Origin of the sequence: Paenibacillus sophorae (genome assembly GCF_018966525.1) — a bacterium.
GTDB lineage: Bacteria > Bacillota > Bacilli > Paenibacillales > Paenibacillaceae > Paenibacillus_AQ > Paenibacillus_AQ sophorae.
In genome coordinates this window covers 112,443-137,351 of record NZ_CP076607.1, presented here as the reverse complement: position 1 = coordinate 137,351, position 24,909 = coordinate 112,443, and the positions used below count along the sequence as shown (strand labels likewise).

Below are 24,909 nucleotides of genomic sequence, written 5' to 3'. Positions count from 1 at the left end.
ACTCAGCAAGAGATGACGACATGAATCATGAGGTTGCCTTTCAGTGGACACAAACGCGACCGCCGCCCACCCCACAAGGCATGAGCCGGCATCAGCGGAAGGCGGAGAATTTCTGCATCTGTACATCTTTTTTTCTCGCAAAAACCCCTCCTAAACTCATTTCCTGCAAATGTGCGGGCATCTCTCATCCCTTCTTCCTGTTCCGGCGTGTAAGCCTCAAATGACTGCGCAATTGCATCCATTTCTTCTTCCCGGGCGAAATTCACCGATAAAACCTGCTGGTTTGCAGGAAAAGAATGCTGTTCCGCCTGAACAAACGGATGCGTTGTCCCTTCAACCTCTACACAACGAGGGACGGCATGATGTGCCGCCGGCATGGAGTCTGACCACTGCGCGTAAGCACGCCGAGAGGGCCCGTGTTTTGAAACCCCTACTGTCCTCTGCGGCGACCGATATCCTTTTTCATGCCCGGAAGGATTTCGTCAAGCTCTGATTTTAATTTCGAGTCCCAGTTTAGGTCGACTACACTCGGATTTCCCAGTCGGCGCTGCTCCTTCTGAACTTCCTGCTTGCGTCACTGCGGCTTACCAGCCGCATTTTCCCATACGGAGAGTGCCGTTAAGCAGTTCGTGACAGGATGATAGTCGGCCTTCGGCGGCGGGCTCTTGATATTGCTGTATTTCCGGTTGCATGCATCCAGAACCTGGTACCATCCCCCGAAGCGATGGTCTACAAAATAAGTCCAGCAGTAAGCGAACATATCCAGATAATATTTCCGGTATTCCGCCCGGCCTGTACTGGCGGCCAGCATAGCGGAAGCGCCGAGCGATTCAGCCATTACCCAGTACGATTTATCCGCGTCGATAATTCGTCCGTCCACAGGAGACATTGCGAAGAAAATACCCCCATGCCGCCGGTCCAGTCCTTTGTGCAGCGCCTCCCAAAACAAGCGCTCCGCCAGCCGTAGAAGCCATTCCTGCGGAAAGTGCCGGTGCAGCAGCAGGAGCAGCTTGGACCACTCGATAGAGTGGCCGAAAATATACCCGTAAGGCCGGTATTCGCTCTTGGTGTAGTCCTTGTTGTAGTTCCAGTCGATTTCCCAATCGGAATTGTAATGCTCCCATATCAGTCCGCCCGATTGCCGGAGCAGCTTGAACATGACGGAATACGCCAGGGTATTCGCGCGGTCCAGATAGCGTCTGTCGCCGGTAGCCTCGTAAGCTGCCATCATCGCTTCGCATAAATGCATATTAGCATTCTGTCCGCGATAGGGAGACAATTCCATTCGGTCGGTGGTGAGTTCATCGGCGTACAGTCCGTCTTTTTTACTCCAAAAATGTTTCTCCAGCACCTCGTACACTTCGCCGATCATCGGCCCGGCTGAGGAGATTCCCGCTTTGAATGCGTTGGAGGCCGCCAGCAAGACAAAAGCGTGCCCGTAGGCGAACTTTCTTTTATCGGTCGGAGTACGTCCTTTTACCGTCCAATGATATCCGCCATGCTCATGATCCCAATGATATTCACGCAGAAAGTGCAGCCCGTGCTCCACTGCTCCGTGGTACTTCTCAGGTCCCCCAACCTGTAAAGCTGCGCTGAAAATATAAACGAACCGCGTCATTCCAACCAATTGTTTCGTCTCGTAATCGCTTATGGTTCCATCGTCCAGGAAGGAGTTGATATAACCGCCGTTCTGAAGGTCGATACACCGGGGGGCATAGAAATGCACCGTGTCCAGAATATGCTGCTTTAAAAAGGATGGATCCGCGAAATCTGGATAAACGGCTCGGGTATCGTTCATGGATATATCCCTCTTTCTTTTGTTTTGTCGATAATGATCATCTATGCGTTAAGCTTGGACTTTATGTTAGCTGAAGGATTTAAGGGGAAAAGCATGCAAACGGCCGTCTGATTCTGGTCATCAAGTCCGGCAGGCTATTCCTCCTCTGGATGGGGCAGCGCGAAAAAGCGGATTTTCGGGAGACAAGGCAGTGCTGTCCGAAAATCCGCCGTAGGCGGCGCATTGGCGCATTATTGTGTATATGGATTTCGAAAGGCCGCTGTCACTCTTCCTGCAGCTGCCGCAGTACGATAATCTCCACCCGGCGGTTCTTCTGTCGTCCGCTCTCCGTGGCATTGTCCGCAGCTGGGCGAGTATCGGCGTAACCGGCATACTGGAACTGACTGGGTTTAAGCCCCTCTTTTTCCAGGAAAAAACGCAGGACGGACAGCGCGCGGGCTCCCGAAAGCTCCCAGTTGTCGACATACCGGGAAGAGGGGAGCACCGGCCTGTTGTCCGTATGGCCCTCGATGCTGACCATCGCGCCGATGCCGCGGAACAGGCCGGACAACTGATGCAGTGCGGGATACGCTGCGGGCTTGAGATCCGCTTTGCCGACATCGAACAGGAAGCGGTCGCTGAGGGTGATGGCGATGCCCTGAGGCTTGTCCGCGACAAAAATCTGGCCACCGAGATGATTGGTCTGCACGTACTCCGTAATTACATTCATCAGCTCTGCCAGCTTCGCTTCCTGCTGGCGGAAGGCAAGCTCGCGGGGAGAGGGAGACGCGGCAGCCTGTCCGCTTCCGCCATCAGGTGTCGCTGACGGAATAACGGCAGATTGGCTGTCTGCACCGCTCTGACCGTCTCTGTTCTCCAGGCTGCCTTCATTTTTCTCGCCCTTCCCGCCGTCAAGTAATCCGTTCCCGCCACCAAGCACACCGTTTCCGGTCTGGAACGAGCGCTGCAGCGAAGAGATTACGCCGCTATATTTCTCCTGATCCAGACTGCTCATGGCATAGAGAATGACAAAAAAAATAAGCAGCAGCGTAATCAGATCGGCATAGGTAATCATCCAGCGGTTGCTGCTGTCGCGTCCGTCAGGGAGGCGATCCCGGCGTCCCCGCTGCCTCATGTCCGGACTCCGGCTGAGGCGATCCCTTCCGCTTCGCTTTGAAGAAATGAGGCCAGCTTCTTGCGCACCATTTGGGGATGATCGCCATTCTGTACAGCCAGAATGCCTACGAGCAGCATTTCCATGCCGTGCAGCCTGAGCTGGCTGCGTGACTTAATCTTGGAGGCAATAGGCAAGAAGAGCAGATTGGCGCTGGCGACCCCATACAGCGTCGCTGTGAAAGCGACGGCAATTGAAGGCCCGAGCTGGGAAGGATCGGTAAGGTGGCCGAGCACGCGAATGAGTCCCATAACGGTTCCGATAATTCCCATGGTGGGCGCGTAGCCGCCGGCGGCCTCGAACACTTTGGCATAGCCTTCATTCTTAAGCTCCGCAGCGTCCATCTCCAGCTCTAGAATTTGACGAACCTGTCCAGGGTCCGTGCCGTCGACAATAAGCTGCAGGCCTTCGCGGGTGAAGGGATCGGGATGCGTCTCCAGCCGGGATTCCAATGCCAGAACGCCGTTTCGGCGGGAGAAGGCTGCCATCTCCACGAGTTCTTCCGCCTGCTCTTCCAGGTGAGCCTGGCTCCGGCCGAAGGCTATCCTAAGCCCTTTCCCGGCGGACCGCAGCGTGCGGGCGGGAAAGCTGATCAGAACCGCGGCAGCCGTGCCTCCGAATACGATCAGAGCGGCATTCCATTGCAGAAGACCGGATACGCCGCCGCCTTCCCAGAAGAATCCGCCGATCAGGGCGGCGAGTCCGGCAAGGATGCCGATTATCGAGGTGATATCCATTGGTTATACTCCTTAATTAATATATATTTAGATTTGCATGAATACGGCGGGACATGTATAATGGATGGGAACAAATATTCTTATATTCCATTTTTTCACTTTAGTATGAAGATCGGCATTTAAGCTAACAATTTTGATAATATATTAATATATTTTAGATGATTAAGGGGGAGGCGGGCAAATGAATGATATTGTCGTCAGTACGAAGACCTTCGAACTGGAGTCCGAGTACTCACCCCAGGGCGATCAGCCCCGCGCCATCGGAGAATTGGTGGAAGGTTTGCGGCAGGGCAAGAAGCATCAGACGCTGCTGGGAGCGACGGGCACGGGCAAGACATTTACCGTAGCCCAGATGATCGCCAAGGTGAACCGGCCGACGCTGGTCATCGCGCACAACAAGACGCTGGCCGCTCAGCTGGCGAGCGAATTTAAGGAGTTTTTTCCGCATAACTCGGTCGATTATTTCGTGAGTTATTACGACTACTACCAGCCGGAGGCCTACATCCCTTCTTCGGATACTTATATTGAGAAGGATTCCAGCATCAACGAAGAAATTGATAAGCTCCGCCACTCTGCGACGAGCTCGCTGTTCGAGCGCAGGGATGTCATTATCGTCGCGAGCGTATCCTGCATTTACGGCCTCGGTTCGCCGCAGGAATACGGCAGCCTGCTGCTATCGCTGCGGGTAGGGATGGAGAGACCCCGGAACCAAATCTTAAGCCGGCTGGTAGATATCCAGTATCAGCGCAACGACATCAATTTCGTGCGGGGAACGTTCCGCGTGCGCGGCGATGTGATCGAGATTTTCCCCGCTTCGCAAGGGGAGCATGCCATTCGCGTCGAGCTGTTCGGCGATGAAATCGAGCGGATTACCGAGATCGACGTGCTGACGGGGGAACTGATCGGGGAGCGGGAGCATGTCGCCATCTTCCCGGCTTCCCACTTTGTTACGCAGGAAGAGACGATGCGCGTTGCTCTTGTCAACATCGAGCGGGAACTGGAAGAGCGTCTGGCCGTACTGCGTGACGCCGGCAAGCTGCTGGAAGCCCAGCGGCTGGAGCAGCGGACGCGGTATGACATTGAGATGATGAAGGAGGTCGGTTTCTGCTCCGGCATCGAGAACTACTCCGGACCTCTGACCTTCCGCGAGCGCGGTGCCACTCCCTACACGCTGCTGGATTATTTCCCGGACGACATGCTGATTGTTATCGACGAGTCGCATGTGACGCTCCCGCAGATCCGGGCGATGTACAACGGTGACCAGGCGCGCAAAACCGTGCTGGTTGAGCACGGCTTCCGTCTGCCGTCCGCCCTAGACAACCGGCCGCTGAGATTCGAGGAGTTCGAGGATAAGGTCAAGCAGATCGTCTATGTCTCCGCAACACCCGGTCCCTATGAGCTGGAGCACTGCGATATGATGGTGGAACAGATTATCCGGCCGACCGGCCTGCTTGACCCCATAATCGAGGTGCGCCCGACGGAAGGGCAGATCGACGATCTGATTGGCGAAATCCGCGAGCGGATCGACCGCGACGAGCGTGTGCTGATTACGACGCTGACGAAGAAGATGTCGGAGGATCTCACCGATTATCTCAAGGAAATCGGCATCAAGGTGCGCTATTTGCATTCTGACATCAAGACGCTGGAGCGGATAGCGATACTGCGCGATCTGCGGCTCGGTACGTTTCACGTGCTCGTGGGTATTAACTTGTTAAGAGAAGGGCTTGATCTGCCGGAAGTATCGCTGGTCTCGATACTCGATGCCGATAAGGAAGGCTTCCTCCGTTCCGAGCGTTCACTGATCCAGACGATCGGCCGCGCCGCGCGCAACTCGGAAGGCAAGGTGATCATGTACGGAGACAATATTACCGAGTCCATGGACAAGGCGATTACCGAGACCCAACGGCGCCGGTCCATCCAGATCGCCTACAACGAGCAGCATGGCATTACACCGCAAACGATCCGCAAGAAAGTGCGCGATGTCATTGAGGCAACGAAGGTAGCCGAATCGAAAGCCGATTACTTAACCGGCGCTGCCGGCAAGATGAGCAAGAAAGAACGTCAGAGCCTGATGCAGCGGCTTGAGGCCGAAATGAAGGAAGCCGCAAAGAATCTCCAGTTCGAACGCGCCGCCGAGCTGCGCGACGCCTTGCTGGAGCTGCGGGCCGAGTAACCGAGTCTTACGCGAAAGAATCACGATAGAATTGAACGAGTGTGAACGGCGCTGTCCTTAGGCCGTTCTTCGTGCTTTTTGCCGGCAGCCTTGAAGCGAAATCCCGCAGGGAGAGCGCTCCTTGCAGGCAGTCGCAGTGAGTACACCGCGCAAACGTAAAGCGAATCCCGCAGGGAGAGCGCTCCATGCAGACAGTCGCAGTGAGTGCACCGCGCTAACGTAAAGCGAATCCCGTAAGGGAGAGCGCTCCCTGCAGGCAGTCGTAGTGAGCGCTCCCGCGCAAACGTAAAGCGAATCCCGTAAGGGAGAGCGCTCCATGCAGACAGTCACAGTGAGTGCTCTGCGCTAACGTAAAGCGAATTCCGTAAGGGAGAGCGCTCCTAGCAAGCAGTCGCAGTGAGCGCTCCCGCGCAAACGTAAAGCGAATCCCGCAAGGGAGAGCGCTCCTTGCAAGCAGTCGCAGTGAGTGCTCCGCGCTAACGTAAAGCGAATCCCGTAAGGGAGAGCGCTCCTAGCAAGCAGTCGCAGTGAGCGCTCCCGCGCAAATGTAAAGCGAATCCCGCAAGGGAGAGTGCTCCTTACAGGTAATCGCACTCAGGCGCCCACCCTCGCGAGCGCAAACGTTCGAGCGGTCCCGCAGGGATAAGCGGCTCACCGCACGCAGGCAACTAAACACGGCCCCCCGCCCTCCCTCCGCCAAAATTTGCGGGTGTCCAGAGGGCGCAGCCCTTGGGGCCCTCCCACTGGGAGGGTTTGGGAGGGTGAACCGAAAATTTGGAGGAGATGTACCGTTGGCGAACGAAAACATAGTAATCAAAGGCGCAAGGGCGCATAATCTCAAAAATATCGACGTGACGATACCGCGCGACCGGTTCGTCGTCCTGACGGGGCTAAGCGGCTCCGGCAAGTCGTCGTTGGCTTTTGACACCATTTATGCCGAAGGACAGCGGCGGTATGTGGAGTCGCTGTCGGCTTATGCACGCCAGTTCCTCGGCCAAATGGAGAAGCCGGATGTCGATTCCATCGACGGCTTGTCCCCGGCCATTTCCATCGACCAGAAGACGACAAGCCGCAACCCGCGTTCCACCGTAGGAACGGTAACGGAGATTTACGACTATCTGCGCCTGCTGTTCGCGCGTGTCGGACATCCCCACTGCCCGGACCACGGCATCGAGATCACGTCGCAGACGGTCGAGCAGATGGTCGACCGGATTATGCAGTACCCGGAGAAGACGAGACTGCAGATTCTCGCACCGGTCATATCAGGCCGCAAAGGCGAGCATAAGAGCTTGTTTGCGGAAATTTCGAAGCAGGGCTTCGTGCGTGTGCGAGTCGACGGTGAGCTGCGCGATTTATCCGAGGACATTGAGCTTGAGAAGAACAAGAAGCACACAATTGAAGTCGTGGTTGACCGGATCGTCATCAAGGAAGATGTGGAGTCGCGGCTGACGGATTCCATCGAGACGGCTCTGAAGCTGTCCGGCGGTAAAATTCTCGTCGATATCATCGGCCAGGAAGAACTGCTGTTCAGCTCCAGCTTTGCTTGTCCCGTGTGCGGCTTCAGTATGGAAGAGCTGGCGCCGCGCATGTTCTCCTTTAACAGCCCGTTTGGTGCGTGCCCGGAATGCGACGGCCTTGGGGCGCAAATGGTGGTCGATCCCGATCTGCTCATCCCGGATGCCGGCAAATCCATCGAAGACGGCGCTTTTTTAGCCTGGACAGGCAGCACATCCAACTATTACCCGCAGTTTCTGAAGTCGGTATGCCAGCACTTTCACATTCCTGAGAATGTGCCTGTAAGCGAACTGACGCCGGAGCATATGAACAAGCTGCTCCACGGTACGGGGAGCGAGAAAATCCATTTCCGCTATGAGAATGATTTTGGGCAGCGGAAGGAAGCGATGGTTCCTTTCGAAGGCATTATTCCGAACCTCGAACGCCGTTACCGTGAGACGGCGTCCGATGGCATCCGCGAATTCATCGAAGGGTTTATGAGCGCCAAGCCATGCCCCGTATGCAAAGGCAAACGGCTGAAACGTGAGATTCTAGCCGTGACGGTAGGCGACAAGAACATTGCCGAAGTAACCGATCTGTCGATCGGGGACAGCCAACGCTTTTTCAGCGACCTTACTTTAAGCGAGAAAGAAACAGCTATTGCCAATCTGATTCTAAAGGAGATTGGCAGCCGTCTCGGCTTTCTCGTCAATGTCGGTCTCGATTATTTGACGCTCAGCCGTACGGCAGGCTCGCTGTCAGGCGGGGAGGCCCAGCGCATCCGGCTGGCGACACAGATCGGTTCCAGCTTGATGGGCGTGCTGTACATCCTGGACGAGCCCAGCATCGGCCTGCACCAGCGGGACAATGACCGGCTCATTGCGACGCTTGCGCATATGCGCGATCTCGGCAACACCCTGATCGTTGTCGAGCATGACGAAGATACGATGCTGGCGTCGGATTATATTATCGACATCGGCCCTGGAGCGGGCATTCATGGCGGGAAAGTGATGGCCCAGGGAACGCCGCAGGAAATCATGAACGACCCCAACTCATTGACCGGCGAATACCTAAGCGGACGCAAATTCATTCCGGTCACCTCCGATCGGCGCGAAACCGACGGTCGCTGGCTGGAAATCCGGGGGGCCAAGGAAAATAATCTCAAGAACGTGAACGTCAAAATTCCGCTCGGCGTCTTTACGGTGGTAACCGGCGTATCCGGCTCCGGCAAGTCATCGCTTGTCAACGAAATTCTCTACAAGAGTCTGGCCAAAGAGCTGAACAAAGCGTCTAAGGTACGCCCGGGCCAGCATAAAGAAATACGCGGCCTTGCCCATTTGGACAAAGTTATCGATATCGACCAGTCGCCGATCGGACGCACGCCGCGGTCCAATCCGGCAACCTATACGGGCGTGTTCGACGACATCCGCGACTTGTTCTCCAAGACGAATGAAGCGAAGGTAAGAGGCTTTCAAAAAGGCCGTTTCAGCTTCAACGTCAAGGGCGGACGCTGCGAAGCATGCCGGGGCGACGGCATTATCAAGATTGAAATGCACTTTCTGCCGGACGTCTACGTTCCGTGCGAGGTCTGCAAGGGCAAACGTTACAACCGTGAGACGCTGGAAGTGAAGTACAAAGGGAAGAACATCGCCGATGTGTTGGAGATGACGGTCGAGGATGGAACGGAATTCTTCCAAAACATACCGAAAATTCACCGCAAGCTGCAAACTCTGCTCGATGTGGGTCTTGGCTATATCAAGCTGGGCCAGCCGGGAACGACCCTTTCCGGTGGGGAAGCGCAGCGTGTGAAGCTGGCGTCGGAGCTGTACCGCCGGAGTACGGGCAAGACGCTGTATATTCTGGACGAGCCGACTACAGGTCTGCATGTGGACGATATCGGCCGCCTGCTGGAAGTACTGCACCGTCTGGTTGAATCGGGCGAATCCGTGCTCGTTATCGAGCATAATCTGGACGTAATCAAGACGGCTGATTATATCGTCGACATGGGACCGGAAGGCGGCAGCGGCGGCGGAACGGTTATCGCATCCGGCACCCCGGAACAGATCATCCAGGTACCGGAATCATATACGGGCAAATACCTGAAACCGATTCTGCTTCGGGATACGGCGAGGACAGAGGCGCTGATGCTCCAGACCTCGGAAGCACAATAGGGTGAGCGTCAGACTTTCATAAAAAGGAAACACGAAAGGGCCGCGGCATCTGCCGCGGCCCTTTAACGTACGCAATAACGTTCTTTCAACACGCAATACCGCTATTTCAGCGGTCAATCACGAGGCGACCGTAGACAGAATGGAGCTCAGCTTGTCCTGAATGGCAGGCACGCCGACGCGTTCGGTAAAGGCATGGAAGCTCTCGCCTGTGGCGCGTTCGCTCTTATAGAACAGCAGGAGCTGTTCAAGCACGCCTGCGACTTCATCCGCTTTGACGCGTCCCTTGAGCGGCTGCGCGAACTTCGCGGCCGGACCCTGCGCTCCGCCGCCAAGCGTGCCGCCGACAGCAATGTCGAAAGCTTCGACCATGCCTTCGGGGGTCTTCACTAAAGCTCCCTGCAGGCCGATGTCCGCGATTTGCTTCTGTCCGCAGGCATTCGGGCAGCCGATGAGATGGAGGCGGACCTTCTCGCCAAGGTCCAGGCGTTCGTCCAGGAAGCTGGCAATGGCTGCGGCGCGCTTTTTCGTCTCTACAAGAGCAAGGCTGCAGAATTCGTTACCGGTGCAGGCGACGGTGCGGCTGATGAAAGGCTTCGGCGCAGCCGACAGGCGCTGAAGCACGGGCGCTGCCAGGAGCTCTTCGACTTTATCATTGGGCACGCCGCTAAGGATGGCGTTCTGCGACATCGTCGTGCGGATGGTCCCGTCGCCGTAAGTGTCTGTGAGATCGGCCAACTGTGTTAGCTCGTCGGCGTCAAGCCGTCCGACAGGCACATTAAGGCCGACATAGTTCAGCCCCTGCTGCGGCTGCGGATGCACGCCGTCGAAATAGGCGGCCTGCCAGCCGGCCGTTTTGTCCTCACCGCGCGCAGGCAGCTCCCCGATCAGCTCGAACAGCTTGTCCTTGAATTTCTCCGCGCCCCAATCGGCCACCAGGAATTTCAGCCGGGCATGGTGTCTTTTCTCGCGGTATCCATTGTCGCGGAAGATTGTCGCCACGCCAATGGCAACCTTCAGCACCTCATCCGGACGGACAAAGATATCCAGCTTCTGCGCCAGATGCGGCTTAGCGGACAGACCGCCGCCGACCATGACATGGAAGCCGATAGTCTCCTCACCGTCTATTTCCTTGACCGCAGGCGTGAATGCCAAATCATTGATCTCGGCATGCGCGTTATTGTAAGGATTCGCGGAGATCGACATTTTCAGCTTGCGCGGAAGATTGGAGAAATCGCGGTTCAGCACAAAAAAGTTATTCACTTCGTCGACAAGGGCCTTGGTATCCATCAGCTCGTCCTTGTCGATTCCGGCAAGCGGATTGCCGACAATCGTGCGCGGGCAGTCGCCGCAGGCTTCGAAGGAGTATAAGCCGACCTCCTCCAGGCGCTTGAAAATATCCGGGAAATTCTCCACGGTCAGCCAGTGAAATTGAATCGCCTGCCGGGTAGTAATATCAAGAAGATTTCTGCCGTAAAGCCGGGAAATATCGGCCAGAGTCCGCGCCTGCGCAGATGTCATAACCCCGGTATTAATGCGGACGCGCATCATGAAATGACCGTTCTTCGGTTTCTGCTGGTACACGCCCGCCCATTTGAAGAGGTCCAGGTCGTCGGCGGGAATGGAATCGTAGCCCTCCAGCGCGTATTTTTCGATAATGTTACGGATGATATCCAGTCCGTCTTTTTCCAGTTTGACTAATTCGAATTTGGACAGCTTGTCCGGTTCTTTGGTCCAAATCGGTTCATATGCCATTGATGAAGCCTCCTTAATTATGTCACTCACGTTCTGAGCCGCGTTCTCGCTCTATTTCATTAAATCCGACGAGGTCGCTAAGAGATTGGTTTGATGGTAACAGATTTCCTGCTTCCCGTATGTGAAGTAAGGTATAACTCGTATAACAATTGTTTATGGAACCTCCAGATTCCGTTGATAAATCGCAAGGCGGATGTTCGGCAGGCAGGGCGAAAGATTCAAACAGGGACAATCCCGTTAATATAATTATAAGAGCTGCAAAGTAAGGATTTTTTTGAAAAAAATTACTAGCCGACCGCTTTTAATATGCTGGTCTTTTACGAGATGCTCATGCCATATATTTGTACAAGTAGTGGATGTCCTTTATTTGATCATCGCAGTCGCCGCCGGTTCATTTTATCTCCAGGAACTTTGATAACTGAATAACAAACATGGGTGTCAATGAACGCTGTCACAATTACATAAGATTTTGGAAAAAATCTATTGCGTGCCGTCTTTGGTAACGGTAACATAGAAGTGATAAGGCATAAGGAAGAGAGCGGGCTGTGCGGCTAAAGGCAAGTCTGCTCGACAACCATTATGAGGAGGTAGGGCTATGCTGCTTGCGGAAGCCGCCACGGCAACTGCGTCCAGATTTCATACCTTTGATGTGTTTATGATCTTGTTTACGGTTCTGATTACGGTTGGGGTTGTCCGATTGCTCAGAGCCCCTCAGAAGAACAAGTTCGCGATTGCCTTCGGAGTCGTCAGCCTGCTGGTCTTTCTCGTGTCGGACTATGCCATGATCAAATATTGGCTGGGCTAGAAGGCCGGCGTTTCCACAGCTTGAACACATATTAAGAACCGATTCTTTTGTCAGCGAAGACACCTTTGCCGCCGTTCGCGGGAGTAGAGGCGTCTTTTTTCTTTTTTCAAGCGAGGGCGGCTGAACGATATTAATGGGGTAAAAGAGGAGATCAACGTATGGGAAGAAGTGGTATTGTGCGTATAAGTAACAAAAGTCTGCGCTTGTTGCTGTGCAGCGCTGTCTTGGGGCTCGTCCTGGGCTGGACCGTACCCGTATCCGAAGCGGCTCGGAAAAGTGAAGCGGCCGCCGCGCATCCATCCTCCACAGGAGAGGGTGTATCCGCCGTAGACCCGGTTCCGCAAATCTATAAACGTCTGTCTCCGTCGGTAGTCGGCATTATCGGCAAGGCTCAGGGCGAGAAAAATACGGGCCTCGACAACCGCTACAATCTGATGCATGGATCGGGCGTAATCATCACAAGCAGAGGGTGGATTGTTACGAATGCTCATGTCATTGGTGGCATGCGAAATGCTACGGTAGTGACAGCGGATGGAAAATCTTACAGCGTCAAGGAAATGTATGCGGATGAAGTCAGCGATGTGGCGCTGCTCAAGATCAACGCGGCTTCCCTGCAGCCGGCTTCCTTCGCTGAAGATTCGAATGTGAGAGTCGGCGAAAAGGTCATCGCTATCGGCGCGCCCTTATCCTTCGCGCTGCGCAATTCTGCAACAGTCGGCGTTGTCAGCGGTTCGGGACGGGTAGTCGATGCGTCATACCGTCTTTTGCAGAGCGATGCGGCCATTAATCCGGGCAACAGCGGCGGCCCCCTTGTTGACATGAATGGAAAAGTCATCGGCATCGTCAGCATGAAATACTCGGCGGTCGGTGTGGAAAATACGGGGTTTGCTATTCCTGCGGAAACGGCTCGCTATATCATCAAGCAGTTGTTCACCTACGGTGAAGTAAGGCGCCCAAGCCTGGGACTTGAGCTTCAGGAGAGCTGGTCCGCTATTATCGGCCTGCCGGCGGAAGACCCGTTGACTGTAACGAAAGTAACCTCCGAGGAAGCGCGCAAAGCCGGTATTTCTGAAGGGGATGAATTGTACAGCATCGACGGTCATAGGGTGACCTCGGCGGTCGATATCAACGAGCTGTTCAAGAGCTATCGTCCGGGGCAGACCGCCCACCTGCTCATGCAGAGCAGCGGAGATATCGTCCAGCGCAAGCTGGTACTGGGGCAAGGAGATCCAGTGGTCAATACGGAGGAGGAAGACGGCGGAGAAGACAGCGGACCGGCAGAGTAACAGCAAGCGAAAGCGGGGGAGAACAAAAATGAGAAAGATATGTGTAAAAGTCCTGCATGCCGCGCTGGCCGCGCTGATCGTACTGGCGGGCATGCTGCCGGAAGGCGCTGCGAGGGCCGCGGCGGGCAGCACTCTTATGCTGACCCTGAAGGTGGGAAGCAAGGAAGCGAAAGCGAATGGACAGGCTCTTGCCATCGCCGCGCCCTTTTTGGAGAATGGGAGTGTCATGGTTCCGCTCGGAGTGTTCAAAAAAGCGTTCAACAGCGGGGTCATGCTCGGAAGCGGCGAGGTTGTTAAAGTAACCTATGGCCCTCATACAGGCGCAATGACAATCGGCAGCAATTCCGCCTGGAAGGATGGTCAGAAAGTGAAACTGGCTGCTCCCCCGCGAATGGTAAACGGGGTGCTTATGGCACCGCTGCGCTTTGTAGCCGGAGTCATCGGGGCGAAAGTTTCAGCCGGCAGCGGCGGGAGCATCGTGGTAACGGTGCCTGCCGCGGAACCGGGGGATGGAAGCCTGCCTGAGAACGGCATCGACAGCGAGGCAGGCAAGACAAAGGTCGGCAACAGCTACTACGAGTGGAGCCTGAACTATCCGGCCGGTCTCATTATCGGCAACAGTGGCGGAGAAGAGAGCGTGTCCACCTTCATGAGCGCGGATAACGCCTACTATCTGGAGGTGCATGTGTCTCCTCAGGAAGCCGCCACGGACGCAGACGAACTGCTGGAGCAGCTGGTGCGCGGCGCTGAAGAGAGCGGCGAAATCGTGCTGGACCGGGAAGCTGTTCCGCAGGCGCCCACCCCATATGCGCGCATTATCAGCAAAGATTCTTCCGGGGCCATGTGGGAGGGGCGGCAGTATTATGCGAATGGGCGATTGTATGAGCTGTATTTAACGGATGACCATGCGGTGAATTATAAAGATTTTGCCAAGTACGCCGGGCTGCTTGGATCATTTCGTCCTTCCTTTGATAACAAGAACCGCTCAATTCGGGATCTGTCGACCGTTCGGAACGGTCTGCGGACAGCAGGAAGCGATGATTACGGCATTTCTCTGCAGATACCCGCTGGATGGACCGCAGACAACCGGCATCTCGCCTATGAGAGCAAATACGGGAGCTATTTGAAGCTGAACATCACCTCGGCAAAGGCGGCTTCGTCCCTGGATAGCTGGGTAGAGGAGCTGAGATTGAAAGATGCGGATTCTTTTGTGCAGGGGGCTTACAGTGAGCAGGGCAGTACGGCAGTGGAGGTTTCCGGTGTCCCGGCGCGGGTCCGGGAAGTCCGGTACAATTACGGCAGCGGATGGATCACGGAGTATCAGGTGCTGCTGCTGAGGAGCGGTTACCGCTGCTATGCGGAATATGCCGTTCCTGATGGGCAAGACGAGGATAAGACGAAATTTAAGGATGTGTTGGCTTCGCTGAAGATTGATTTTGACACGATAAAAGAGAACTTCGGCAGGCTGGAGCAGAATGACTATCCGACGTTGAAAAATAAAACCGCCACCAAAATATCCAAAACCTACGGCTACACCATCCATATGCCGCGGCTGTGGACGCCTTCCGAAGGGGCATTCGAAATGCAGAACGTCGAGTACCGTTCCACCGGCGGACGGTTCCAGATCGCTTTGCTTCCGGGAGGTTCTTTTGACTATACGGTAAACCAGCTTAAAGAGTATTACCGGAATGCGGCCGGCGATCCAAAGGGACCATTCGTCGAAAGCACGCGGGATACGATATTCGCCGGAGTGCCGGCTGTGGAAATGACCGTGCGGCAAAATAAAAACGGCATCCCCTCCCACATCCGGGCCATCGTCTTCAGCCATGCTGATGTTGTCTTTACCCTTACCGCTACGTTGGGTGACGCGAACGCAACAGAAGCGCAGCAGGAGGTCCTGGAACGGACGCTCCAGTCGTTCCGGTTTACGGATAAGGGGAATTAGGAACAGGGAGCAGGCGCGATTTCAGGCATTAGCTATGAGAGTATCCTGCCTGTTGATACATTACAGAGAGCACAGGGGGGCAGCCGGCCCAGTGTGAATTTAGGACGATAATGTCATTTTGCGGATGATAGCCATAACATTAAGCTCTCCTTCAGGTATGCAAAATAGCAAAAACCTCCAAACCGAGATGAGGCGGAATGGAGGTTCTTTTTTTACCGGACAAGCACTTATGCGTTGTAAACGAAATTGAGATTCGCGTCTTTTAGCAGCGGCGCCTTCTCGTCTTTGGCCGACAGCACCGGCACCACATCGATAGGCCACTCCACACCGATATCCGGGTCATTCCACAGGATGCCTCCGTCGCATTCCGGCGCGTATAATTCGTCGCATTTATACTGGACCTCGACGTCCTCGGTAAGCGTCATGAAGCCGTGGGCGAAGCCTTTAGGGATAAGCAGCTGCTTCTTGTTGTCCGCGCTCAGCTCGATTCCGAACCATTTGCCGTAGCTGGGGCTTCCCTTGCGGATATCGACGGCTACATCAAAGATGCTGCCGCGCGTACAGCGGACGAGTTTCGTCTGAGCTTTAGGGTTCAACTGATAGTGGAGCCCGCGCAGCGTCCCTTTAACCGCCGAGTAAGACTGATTATCCTGTACAAAGTTCAGGTCGATCCCCTGCTCCAGAAATTTTGCCTGGCTGTAGGTTTCCATGAACCATCCGCGATGGTCGCCGAATACGGCGGGTTCGACAATCTGAACGCCTTCCAGATTCGTTTGTGTAAATTTCATCGATTCCACTCTTTCCGCATTAATATTTGATTTTACCGTTAGCCACTTTGATCAAATACTGCCCGTAGCCGGTTTTGCTCAGCTTCTCGCCGCAGGCCAGCAGTTGTTCTTCTGTAATCCATCCGTTAATATATGCGATTTCCTCCGGCGCGGCGATTTTGATGCCTTGATGATCCTCGATCGTTCTGACAAAATTGGTTGCGTCTACCAGACTCTGATGAGTGCCGGTATCCAGCCACGTAAAGCCGCGTCCCAGCAGCTCCACGTCCAGCTCGCCGAGTCTCAGATATTCCTCGTTGACCGAAGTGATTTCCAATTCGCCCCGTGGCGAAGGCTTTACGTTTTTCGCAATGTCTATGACCCGATTGTCGTAAAAATACAGCCCCGTAACCGCATAGTTCGACTTGGGCTGTGCAGGCTTTTCTTCGATGGAGAGGACTTTGCCGTCCCCATTAAACTCTACAACGCCAAAACGTTCCGGGTCGGGAACATGATAGCCGAATACCGTAGCGCCCTGCGGTTTGTCCGAAGCGCGTTTAAGCATTTGGCGCATACCGGCCCCATAGTAAATATTGTCTCCGAGAACCATAGCGACAGAATCGCTGCCGATAAAGTCTTCGCCAAGAATAAAGGCCTGCGCCAATCCGTCGGGACTCGGCTGGATTTTGTACTGCAGCGAAATGCCGAACTGGGAGCCGTCTCCCAGCAGACTCTCAAATCTCGGGGTGTCCTCGGGAGTGGAAATAATCAAAATGTCCTTGATTCCCGCTAGCATTAAGGTAGATAAAGGATAATAAATCATCGGTTTGTCGTAGACCGGCAGCAGCTGCTTGCTTGTAACCATCGTCAAAGGATATAGGCGCGTGCCGCTGCCGCCTGCTAGGATAATGCCTTTCATTTTCTGGGTCAGCTCTCCCTGCTATATGTAATTAGATCATTTTTGACTATGTATATTTTACGCTTAACGTTTAACGTGTGTCTATTTCTCTTTAACTTTTTTCGCCAGAAATCGATTCCAATTCTATCTAATTCGTTTCAAGACTTATGGAAATGTAGAGATTGTCAGGGATAGGCTTGTAGCAGGAGAGTGTGATATTTGATACAATAGATAAGTTAATCGGACATAAATCCATTTCAATTCTTTGGGAAGTCCAGATCACATACACTTAGCACATTAATAGACCCGTCCCTAGCGGACGGTTTGGGAGGATATAGATGAAAGAGCAGGATATACGCAGGGAAGACGTGGAGCTGCTCGCACCGGCGGGCGACTGGGACTGCATGCGCGCGGCGGTGGCGAATGGGGCTAACGCTGTCTATTTCGGCGTGGAGAAATTTAATGCCCGGGCAAGAGCGAATAACTTTCAGATGGACGAACTGCCGGAAATTATGGCCTTTTTGCACAGCTATGGCGTAAAAGGGTTTCTGACGTTCAATATTCTGGTGTTCGAGAACGAACTTTCGGATGCAAAAGAATTGATCGACGCTTGCATAGATGCCGGTGTGGATGCAGTCATTGTGCAGGATCTCGGGCTGGTGAAGCTGATCCGCGAGATTTCGCCGGATTTTCCGATTCACGGCTCGACGCAGATGACGATTACTTCGCCGGAGGCGGTGGAGTTCACCAAGCCGTTCGAACTGGAGCGCGTGGTGCTCGGGCGGGAAAATAATCTGAAGCAAATCCGTGCGATTGGCGATCAGGCGCGTCTGCCGATGGAGGTGTTCGTGCATGGCGCGCTGTGCGTCTCCTATTCGGGGCAATGCCTGACCTCGGAGATGTGGGGCGGGCGCTCCGCCAACCGGGGCGAATGCGCGCAGGCCTGCCGCTTGCCGTACGACCTCGTCGTGGACGGTGAGGTGAAGCCGATGGGTGATGTCGCCTATTTGCTGTCGCCGAAGGATTTAGCGGCCATCGAACTTATACCGGAGCTGATTCAGGCGGGCGTAACGTCCTTCAAAATCGAAGGGCGCATGAAAAGCCCCGAATATGTGGCGAATGTAGTAGGCAAATACAGCAAGGCGATCGACCGTTATTTTGGCGGAAGATGGGCTGCTCCGTCCAAGGAAGAAATGCGGGAGCTGCAGCAAAGCTTCTCACGCGGGTTTACGCACGGCTTCCTGGAAGGAACGAATAACAAAAAGCTGGTGGACGGCACCTTCCCAAAAAGCCGGGGCGTTTATGTTGGCACCGTGGAGCAAATTTTGCGTGACGGCGTCGTCTGCCGAATTGAAGCGCCAATTAAACGCGGCGACGGGATTGTGTTCGATGCGGGTGATCCGACGAAAAAAGAAGAAGGCGGCCGCATCTACGATCTGCGCCGCAAAGGCGTAAAGCTGGAAGGCGAAGCGCAGGAAGGCTGGATTGTTGACATTATCCCCGGACGCAGCGATATTAATCTGGGGCGTCTGCATGTCGGCGACCGTATCTGGAAGACGAATGATCCAGCGCTGGACAAGACTTTGCGTCAGACGTTTGAGACGGAGAAGCCTTACCGGGTATTTCCGGTGCATGTTAAAGCGGCAGGCCGGGCTGGCGAGCCGCTTGCCACATGGTGGACCGACGTGCAGAAGGGCGTTACCGTCCGCGTCGACTCAGAGCTTCCGCTGGAAACGGCGAATAAGCGCCCGATGGATGCCGCTCTGCTGGAAGAGCAGTTCGGACGCCTTGGCGGGACCGTCTTCCAGCTTGAGCGTCTGGACGCCGAACTGGAAGGCGGCGTCATCGTGCCGATGCGCGAGCTGAACAGCATCCGCCGCCGTGCGGCGCTGCTGCTCGCCAGCGAGCGCCCGAAGCCGCCCGTATACGTGAAACGGGCGGTAGAGGTATACGGCGACGCCGCTTCGCGCGGCGCGGAACCGGTCGCCCCGCTCGGAGCGGGCGGGGCTATCACCGGCGGCGGTGCTGCGCAGCTCACCGCGCTGTGCCGCAGCCTGCCGCAGGTGCAGGCTGCCTTAAAAGCCGGCGTAACGTTCATCTACGCCGACTTCGAATTCATCAAGCAGTTCCCGGCAGCGGTAGAGGCCGTTCGGGCGGCGGGCGCCAGGATCGCGCTGGCGACGCCGCGCATCCATATGCCGGGCGAGAACGGCTACCATGCCAACATCCTGCGCCTTCAGCCGGATGCGGTGCTGGTGCGCAATACCGGCGCGCTGTATTACTATCTGCGCCGACGCCGGGAAGAGCCGAATGCCGCGCATCCGCTGCTTATCGGCGACTTCTCGCTGAACATCGCCAACCACAAGGCGGTTGATCTGTTCCTTGAAGCGGGCTGCGACCTGGTCACGCCGTCGTATGATCTTAATATCCAGCAGATGGTCGACCTGCTGCAGCGCAGCCGCACCTCACAGCTGGAGGTGGTCATCCATCAGCATCTGCCGATGTACCACACGGAGCACTGCGTATACTGTACGTTCCTAAGCGAAGGAACCGACTTTACGAATTGCGGCCGTCCTTGCGAGAGCCAGCGGGCTTCCCTGCAGGACCGGATCGGCATGATCCATCCCGTCCGGGTGGATGAAGGCTGCCGCAATACGGTCTACAACGCGATTGAGCAGTCCGGCGCGGAATATCTAAACAACTTCCGCGAGCTCGGGGTAACGTCTTTCCGCGTGGAGTTTCTAGAGGAGACCCCTGAACAGGTATTCGAGGTCATTGATCTGTACGGCAAGGCGCTGCGCGGCGAAATCTCCGGGACCCAGGTCTGGAAGACGCTCAAAGCGACCAACCAGCTCGGCGTTACCCGGGGTCAGCTGGTCAAATAACAGACGGTCATATGAACCTGTGTTCTTGCAGAAACTTAAGCTCTCGCCATCCGGCGGGAGTTTTTTTGCTGTACCTTAAATGCTAACTTTTCAGATAGTTTTGCAGCACTAGACTTTTGTACCTCCGACTGCCAATATCCCTATAAAACTGATATAATAAGGATAGGAGCTGCATTTTTTATCCAGGGCGAATATGCGACTATATATTATACACTTTTAACAAAGGAGCCGTGTCATGACGAAAATCCGCAAAGCTATTATTCCCGCCGCCGGCCTCGGAACCCGCTTTCTGCCAGCTACCAAGGCGATGCCGAAGGAAATGCTGCCGATTGTGGACAAGCCGACCATCCAATATATCGTGGAAGAGGCGGTCGCCTCAGGCATTGAAGATATTATTATCGTAACAGGCAAGGGTAAACGGGCGATCGAGGACCATTTCGATAATTCATTCGAGCTGGAATTCAATCTGGCCGAGAAACAGAAATGGGAACTGCTGGATTCTGTCCGTAAATCGTCTGAGATGGCAGACATTCACTATATCCGGCAAAAAGAGCCCAAGGGTCTCGGACATGCGATCTGGTGCGCGCGCAAATTTATCGGCAACGAACCGTTCGCCGTTCTGCTCGGCGACGATATCGTCGAGTCGGATAAACCTTGCCTTAGACAGATGATCGAGGTCTATGACCAATATAAATCCTCCATCGTTGGCGTGCAGCCGGTGCCGTGGGATGAGGTTTCCCGTTACGGCGTCGTCGACGGTACGGAGCTGGCGGAGCGTGTGTATAAAGCCAACCGGCTTGTTGAGAAGCCCAAAAAAGACGAAGCGCCTTCCAATCTGGCCATCCTTGGACGGTACATTTTGACTCCGCGCATCTTTGATATGCTGGGTGAGCAGCAGGCGGGAGTGGGCGGCGAAATTCAGCTGACGGACGCGATTGCCCGTCTCAGCGAGGTGGAACGCATTCTGGCCTTCCATTTCGAGGGAGATCGACATGACGTTGGTGAGAAGATGGGCTTTATCCAAACCACTATTCATTACGCCATGCAGCGTGAAGAGCTGAAGGATGACTTGCTTATTTATCTCAAAAACCTGATCGAAAACGAAGCGCAAAAGACGGTATCGAAATAATATAATACGAATAATGGAGGCGTGCGTCTAAGCGCCAGCGCTACAGCACAGACATGGCAGTCCGGGAATTGGCCCGGAACTGCCATTTTAGCTTTATATCCAGGTTTCTACATACTTTAATGAGTAGGAGTGAGAGCGTTGACAAGAAGTATTATGTCTCCGGCCAAGTACATTCAGGGCAGAGGAGAAATCCGTCGTCTTCATCGTTATTGTACCGAGCTGGAGGGTAAGAACGCTTATATCGTCGCAGATGCTTTTGTCCTTGCGAATTATGAGAAGGAGATTTCAGAGGGCTTTCAGGGGTGCGATGTTTCTTATGTTCTGCAGTCGTTCGCGGGAGAATGCAGCCGGAAGGAAGTGCAGCGGATCGTCGAAGCGGCCAAGGAATCGGAAGCGGATGTTATTATAGGGATTGGCGGGGGCAAGACACTGGACGCAGCCAAAGCGGTCGGCTTCTACAGCCGCCTCCGGCTGATTGTCGCGCCGACCGTTGCCTCGACAGACGCGCCATGCAGCGCCTTGTCCGTGCTCTATACCGAAGATGGCCGATTGGACAAGTACTTGCCGCTGCGTAGCAATCCTGAAAGAGTCGTTGTCGACACAGAGCTCGTGGCCAAAGCGCCTGTCCGCCTGCTGGTCGCCGGCATGGGCGACGCGCTGTCGACCTTCTATGAGGCTCGGGCCTGCCGGCGGGCCGCCAAATCTGGAGGCCGGGATACAAGCGCCATCGCCGCCTACACGCTTGCGCGGGCTTGCAGGGACACGCTGCTGGCCGACGGAGCACAGGCCAAGCAGGACGCCGAGAACGGCATACTCTCCGAAGCGGTAGAGAATATCATAGAAGCCAACATCTACCTTAGCGGCATCGGCTTTGAGAGCGGCGGACTTGCCGCCGCCCATGCGATTCATAATGCCATGACGCAGCTTGAAGAGACCCGCCCGATTCTACACGGTGAGAAAGTGGCCTTTGGGACGCTAGTGCATCTTGTGCTGGAGAAGGCCGATCCGACTGAAATCGAAGAAGCCCTCGCCTTCTGCCGAAGTGTCGGTCTGCCAACCACCTTGCGGCAGCTGAATCTGGATGCAGAGGAGCAATCAAAGCTGCGGCTTGTGGCCGAGGCAAGCTGTGCTCCCCATGAGCCGATGAGCAACATGCCATTTAAAGTGAAGCCGGAAGATGTCCTTGCAGCCATTCTGGAAGCAGACCGTCTGGGAGCGAACAGTCTGACCTCATAAATGCCCTTCAATATCCATTCCTGTCAAGCAACTCCTCGTTGAATTCCTATTTCGTTCAAACTCAAAAAAATGGAGCGCCCGCGTTACCGCAAACGCTCCATTTTCTTATTCTCATTTCCTACTGCAAAACTGACAATCGCTCGGCCCTAAATTAGTACTGAGCCGCAACAATTTCTTCAATCTTTGCTTTCTCTGCAGCATCGGCCTGAATGAGTTTGTCATAGACTCCCTGATCCTGCTGCCCGTCCTTTTGCAGTGCCGCCAGGTAATAGCGGGTGACTTCACGATTTGCCGTGTCATTGTAATCGTCGCTCAATCCCTGCTTTAACGTGGCGGCAGCATCCGCAGTTTTGCCTGTCATGAGCTGCATTTTACCTGCGCTAAGAGCGATCGCAGGCGTTACGGCGAATGGACGGCCCTGCATCTGTCCCGCCGGAAGTGTCTTTAAGTAAGCCACTCCCGCGACCACGTGCTCGTAAGCAGCCAAACCGGTCTCAAAATACTGCTGCTCTTTGGTTGAATCTTTTTGAGTAAAGGCCTGGTTGCCGAGATCGAATGAACGGGTAATGAGCGGCTCATACCATTCGATATCCCACTTATATTTATCCGCATTGTCACGGTATACCGCATAAGCTTCATCGGGTTTTCCCTGCAAATCATATAAAGCAATCAGCTGCTTCAGCATCTGTTTATTGTTCGGTTCATCCTTCAGTCCCCGGGTCAGCACGGCGAGGGACTCGGCCGCGAACTGTTCGTTCTTGTTTTGGCTGTAGACCTGGTTGTCCATCGAGGAGAGAATAATAACAGACTCCGGATGGCTGGGACGGTTTTTAAGCGTCTTGATCAGCGGTGCCTTGATTTCTTCATAAGATTGGCTTATTTGCGCGATCGCCTTGGCATCCGCAGCGGCATTGGCGGAACCAATGTAGCGGAGCGACACAATTAGAACGGCCGCCGCCCCTATACAAGCCAAGGCCATGTAGCCCAATCGCAGCCCGGATGAGTTCCATTTTACCGCGAGCGGTTTGGCATCCATAACGGCCGCCATCCCTGCAAGCCCGATGAACACAAGCAGGCCCATGAAGACATAACTCATATTAAAGTCGAGAACGCTGTGAAGCAGAATCGAGAGGGTAAGGATCAGGTAGAAAAAGCCGTTTTCATAATCGTCCTTATCCTTCTGCTTAATAAACCCTCTGATATATTTGTAGAACACATACAGGATAAAGCCCATAAATACGATGAAGCCCAGAATGCCGACTTCAATCAAATACTGCAGGAAGAAGTTATGCGCCTGACGGCTCGTGTACGGGTTATTCTGATATTTCTCGTAAAGAGCGGCCCAGCCCCCTCCGCCGGCGCCGAGAATCGGATAATCCTTGACAACCTTGAGGGCATCTTTGTAAAAGGTGAAGCGTTCGAGTACACTGTGCTGCTGGAAGTTGATATTCTCTAGACGAGCTTCGATATTATCCGGCAAAATGCTGCGCACGCTCGTGCCGATCAGCAGATAAGCGGCAAGTGCCACCAGCACCGTTGCGCCGATCGGAAGCCACAAATTGGCGAACCTGCGGTCTGCCCCGCGTCCCAGGCTCGCTTCAAGCCTAGGAGCGGCAAAACGCTGCACCGCCCAGCATAGAACCGCCGTAACGGCTGAAGTAATCAGCAGGTAAGCCCAGCCTTTGACAGCCGCCGAAGGGTCGGGGACGAGGCTTAGACGTTGACCAATCTTGGTGACCGGACTGATCACCGCCAGCGAGGCGATACCCGCGATAATCAGATAGATAATCCATAAGATTTGCCGTGCCGGTTTCTCGAACAGCAGCAGAAGCACGAATGCCACAGGCAGCATGACAAGCCCGCCCCGTGAGAGCGTCAGCAGCAGCGATACGATAATAGGTACAAGCATGAAGCCGTTGATTAGCGCGCCGTGCGCTTTTTTCGAACGAATCAGTGCAAATATCGCCACCAACAAGAACGCCATCAGGAAGCCGGCATATGTATTGGCGTACTGAAATATCGAAGTCAGACGCGGTCCGAGGTTGGTATCATACAGCACTGCGTCCAGATATTTGCCTCCTCTAACCGTATTCGAGAACCAGCCGATCAGCCCTCCGGCAACATTCCAGGCGCCCAGCCAGTTCATCAGTCCGAACCAGACAATCAGATAAGCCACTGTCAATACAGCGGTTTGTATGATAACATTAACTTGTTTTTGTCGAAGGAGGTAGAGACTTACAATGAACACAGCCGCGTACATGCTCTGAATCAGCAGCATATTCATCGCCATATAGTGCGAAGCGGCGACAAAGAGCGACAGGAAATACGTCAGAGGAAGCAGCAGCACGGCTACCGCCAGCAGATCCCGTTGGTCTTCCAATTTAAACCTTTTGTAATAAAGGGCGACCCAAAAGAACAGCATCAGACACCCGAGCAATACGGCTAGATAAATCGGTTTCTCATAGTCCGTCTGCTGCCCGTTAAATAATCCCACTTGAAACGGGGCCCAAAATAAAAATAAAATAAAACCAATCACCAACACCCAAAGCGAGTCGGGTATCTTCTCAGCATTTCTCGACTGAGCAGCCTTTTTACCGTATACTGGATTAGCCAACTTTTTAATCTCCTTTTCCTGTAGATACGACAATATTTTAGCATAAGGACAGGTGTAATTAAACTT

The 24,909-nt window shown here is 54.4% G+C and carries 16 protein-coding genes; 8 read left to right on the top strand and 8 right to left on the bottom strand.

The genetic code is table 11. The annotated features are described in order from the left end of the window. Window positions 1-2: 2 nt before the first annotated feature. The 4 genes from KP014_RS00630 to KP014_RS00615 all read right to left on the bottom strand — a co-directional run bounded on the left by KP014_RS00630 (window position 3) and on the right by KP014_RS00615 (window position 3,688). Window positions 3-377 (bottom strand): hypothetical protein, encoded by a 375-nt coding sequence (locus KP014_RS00630; RefSeq protein ID WP_036594023.1) that lies wholly within the window; start codon window positions 375-377, stop codon window positions 3-5. Between the two features lie 197 nt (window positions 378-574). After that, entirely contained in the window at window positions 575-1,798 is a 1,224-nt protein-coding gene (locus KP014_RS00625; RefSeq protein WP_036594018.1) for an AGE family epimerase/isomerase, read from the bottom strand. 262 nt (window positions 1,799-2,060) lie between these two features. Beyond that, on the bottom strand, window positions 2,061-2,912 hold the full coding sequence (locus KP014_RS00620; RefSeq protein WP_036594015.1) for a flagellar motor protein MotB: 852 nt from the start codon (window positions 2,910-2,912) through the stop codon (window positions 2,061-2,063). Continuing rightward, a complete protein-coding gene (locus KP014_RS00615) occupies window positions 2,909-3,688 on the bottom strand; it encodes a flagellar motor protein (protein WP_051499890.1) in 780 nt (259 codons plus the stop codon). The genes KP014_RS00620 and KP014_RS00615 overlap by 4 nt, the downstream gene beginning before the upstream one ends. 181 nt (window positions 3,689-3,869) lie before the next feature. Between KP014_RS00615 and uvrB the strand changes: the two genes are divergently transcribed. Next, window positions 3,870-5,861: an excinuclease ABC subunit UvrB gene (uvrB, locus tag KP014_RS00610; RefSeq protein WP_036594013.1), complete on the top strand. Its 1,992-nt coding sequence runs from the start codon at window positions 3,870-3,872 to the stop codon at window positions 5,859-5,861. 791 nt (window positions 5,862-6,652) lie between these two features. Then, window positions 6,653-9,526: an excinuclease ABC subunit UvrA gene (gene uvrA / locus KP014_RS00605; RefSeq protein WP_036601658.1), complete on the top strand. Its 2,874-nt coding sequence runs from the start codon at window positions 6,653-6,655 to the stop codon at window positions 9,524-9,526. A gap of 117 nt (window positions 9,527-9,643) precedes the next feature. On the opposite strand, the gene KP014_RS00600 is transcribed toward uvrA, so the two are convergent. Next, a complete protein-coding gene (locus tag KP014_RS00600; RefSeq protein ID WP_036601656.1) occupies window positions 9,644-11,278 on the bottom strand; it encodes a nitrite/sulfite reductase in 1,635 nt (544 codons plus the stop codon). A gap of 595 nt (window positions 11,279-11,873) precedes the next feature. Here KP014_RS00600 and KP014_RS00595 point away from each other — a divergent pair. The 3 genes from KP014_RS00595 (at window position 11,874) to KP014_RS00585 (ending at window position 15,314) form a co-directional block, all read left to right on the top strand. Beyond that, window positions 11,874-12,083: a hypothetical protein gene (locus KP014_RS00595; protein ID WP_036601653.1), complete on the top strand. Its 210-nt coding sequence runs from the start codon at window positions 11,874-11,876 to the stop codon at window positions 12,081-12,083. Window positions 12,084-12,241: 158 nt separating this feature from the next. Then, entirely contained in the window at window positions 12,242-13,369 is a 1,128-nt protein-coding gene (locus KP014_RS00590; RefSeq protein ID WP_051500496.1) for a S1C family serine protease, read from the top strand. A gap of 28 nt (window positions 13,370-13,397) precedes the next feature. Then, the gene (locus KP014_RS00585; RefSeq protein WP_051500495.1) at window positions 13,398-15,314 is read left to right on the top strand and encodes a stalk domain-containing protein; all 1,917 of its coding nucleotides are present in this window, start codon (window positions 13,398-13,400) and stop codon (window positions 15,312-15,314) included. Between the two features lie 227 nt (window positions 15,315-15,541). On the opposite strand, the gene rfbC is transcribed toward KP014_RS00585, so the two are convergent. Both rfbC and rfbA read right to left on the bottom strand, forming a co-directional pair. After that, a complete protein-coding gene (gene rfbC / locus KP014_RS00580) occupies window positions 15,542-16,102 on the bottom strand; it encodes a dTDP-4-dehydrorhamnose 3,5-epimerase (protein ID WP_036601650.1) in 561 nt (186 codons plus the stop codon). A 19-nt stretch (window positions 16,103-16,121) separates the two neighbouring features. Further along, window positions 16,122-17,000, bottom strand: a complete 879-nt coding sequence (gene rfbA / locus KP014_RS00575; RefSeq protein ID WP_036601647.1) for a glucose-1-phosphate thymidylyltransferase RfbA — start codon at window positions 16,998-17,000, stop codon at window positions 16,122-16,124. A gap of 317 nt (window positions 17,001-17,317) precedes the next feature. Between rfbA and KP014_RS00570 the strand changes: the two genes are divergently transcribed. From KP014_RS00570 to KP014_RS00560, 3 genes are all read left to right on the top strand, one after another. Next, a complete protein-coding gene (locus KP014_RS00570; RefSeq protein WP_090833795.1) occupies window positions 17,318-19,864 on the top strand; it encodes a U32 family peptidase in 2,547 nt (848 codons plus the stop codon). Between the two features lie 235 nt (window positions 19,865-20,099). Then, window positions 20,100-20,993 carry a UTP--glucose-1-phosphate uridylyltransferase GalU gene (gene galU, locus KP014_RS00565; RefSeq protein ID WP_036598724.1) on the top strand — a complete coding sequence of 298 codons (894 nt, stop codon included), beginning with the start codon at window positions 20,100-20,102 and terminating at the stop codon, window positions 20,991-20,993. Between the two features lie 138 nt (window positions 20,994-21,131). Next, on the top strand, window positions 21,132-22,229 hold the full coding sequence (locus tag KP014_RS00560; RefSeq protein ID WP_090833794.1) for a glycerol dehydrogenase: 1,098 nt from the start codon (window positions 21,132-21,134) through the stop codon (window positions 22,227-22,229). Window positions 22,230-22,380: 151 nt separating this feature from the next. On the opposite strand, the gene KP014_RS00555 is transcribed toward KP014_RS00560, so the two are convergent. Next, on the bottom strand, window positions 22,381-24,843 hold the full coding sequence (locus KP014_RS00555; RefSeq protein ID WP_036604520.1) for an O-antigen ligase family protein: 2,463 nt from the start codon (window positions 24,841-24,843) through the stop codon (window positions 22,381-22,383). Window positions 24,844-24,909 lie beyond the last annotated feature (66 nt).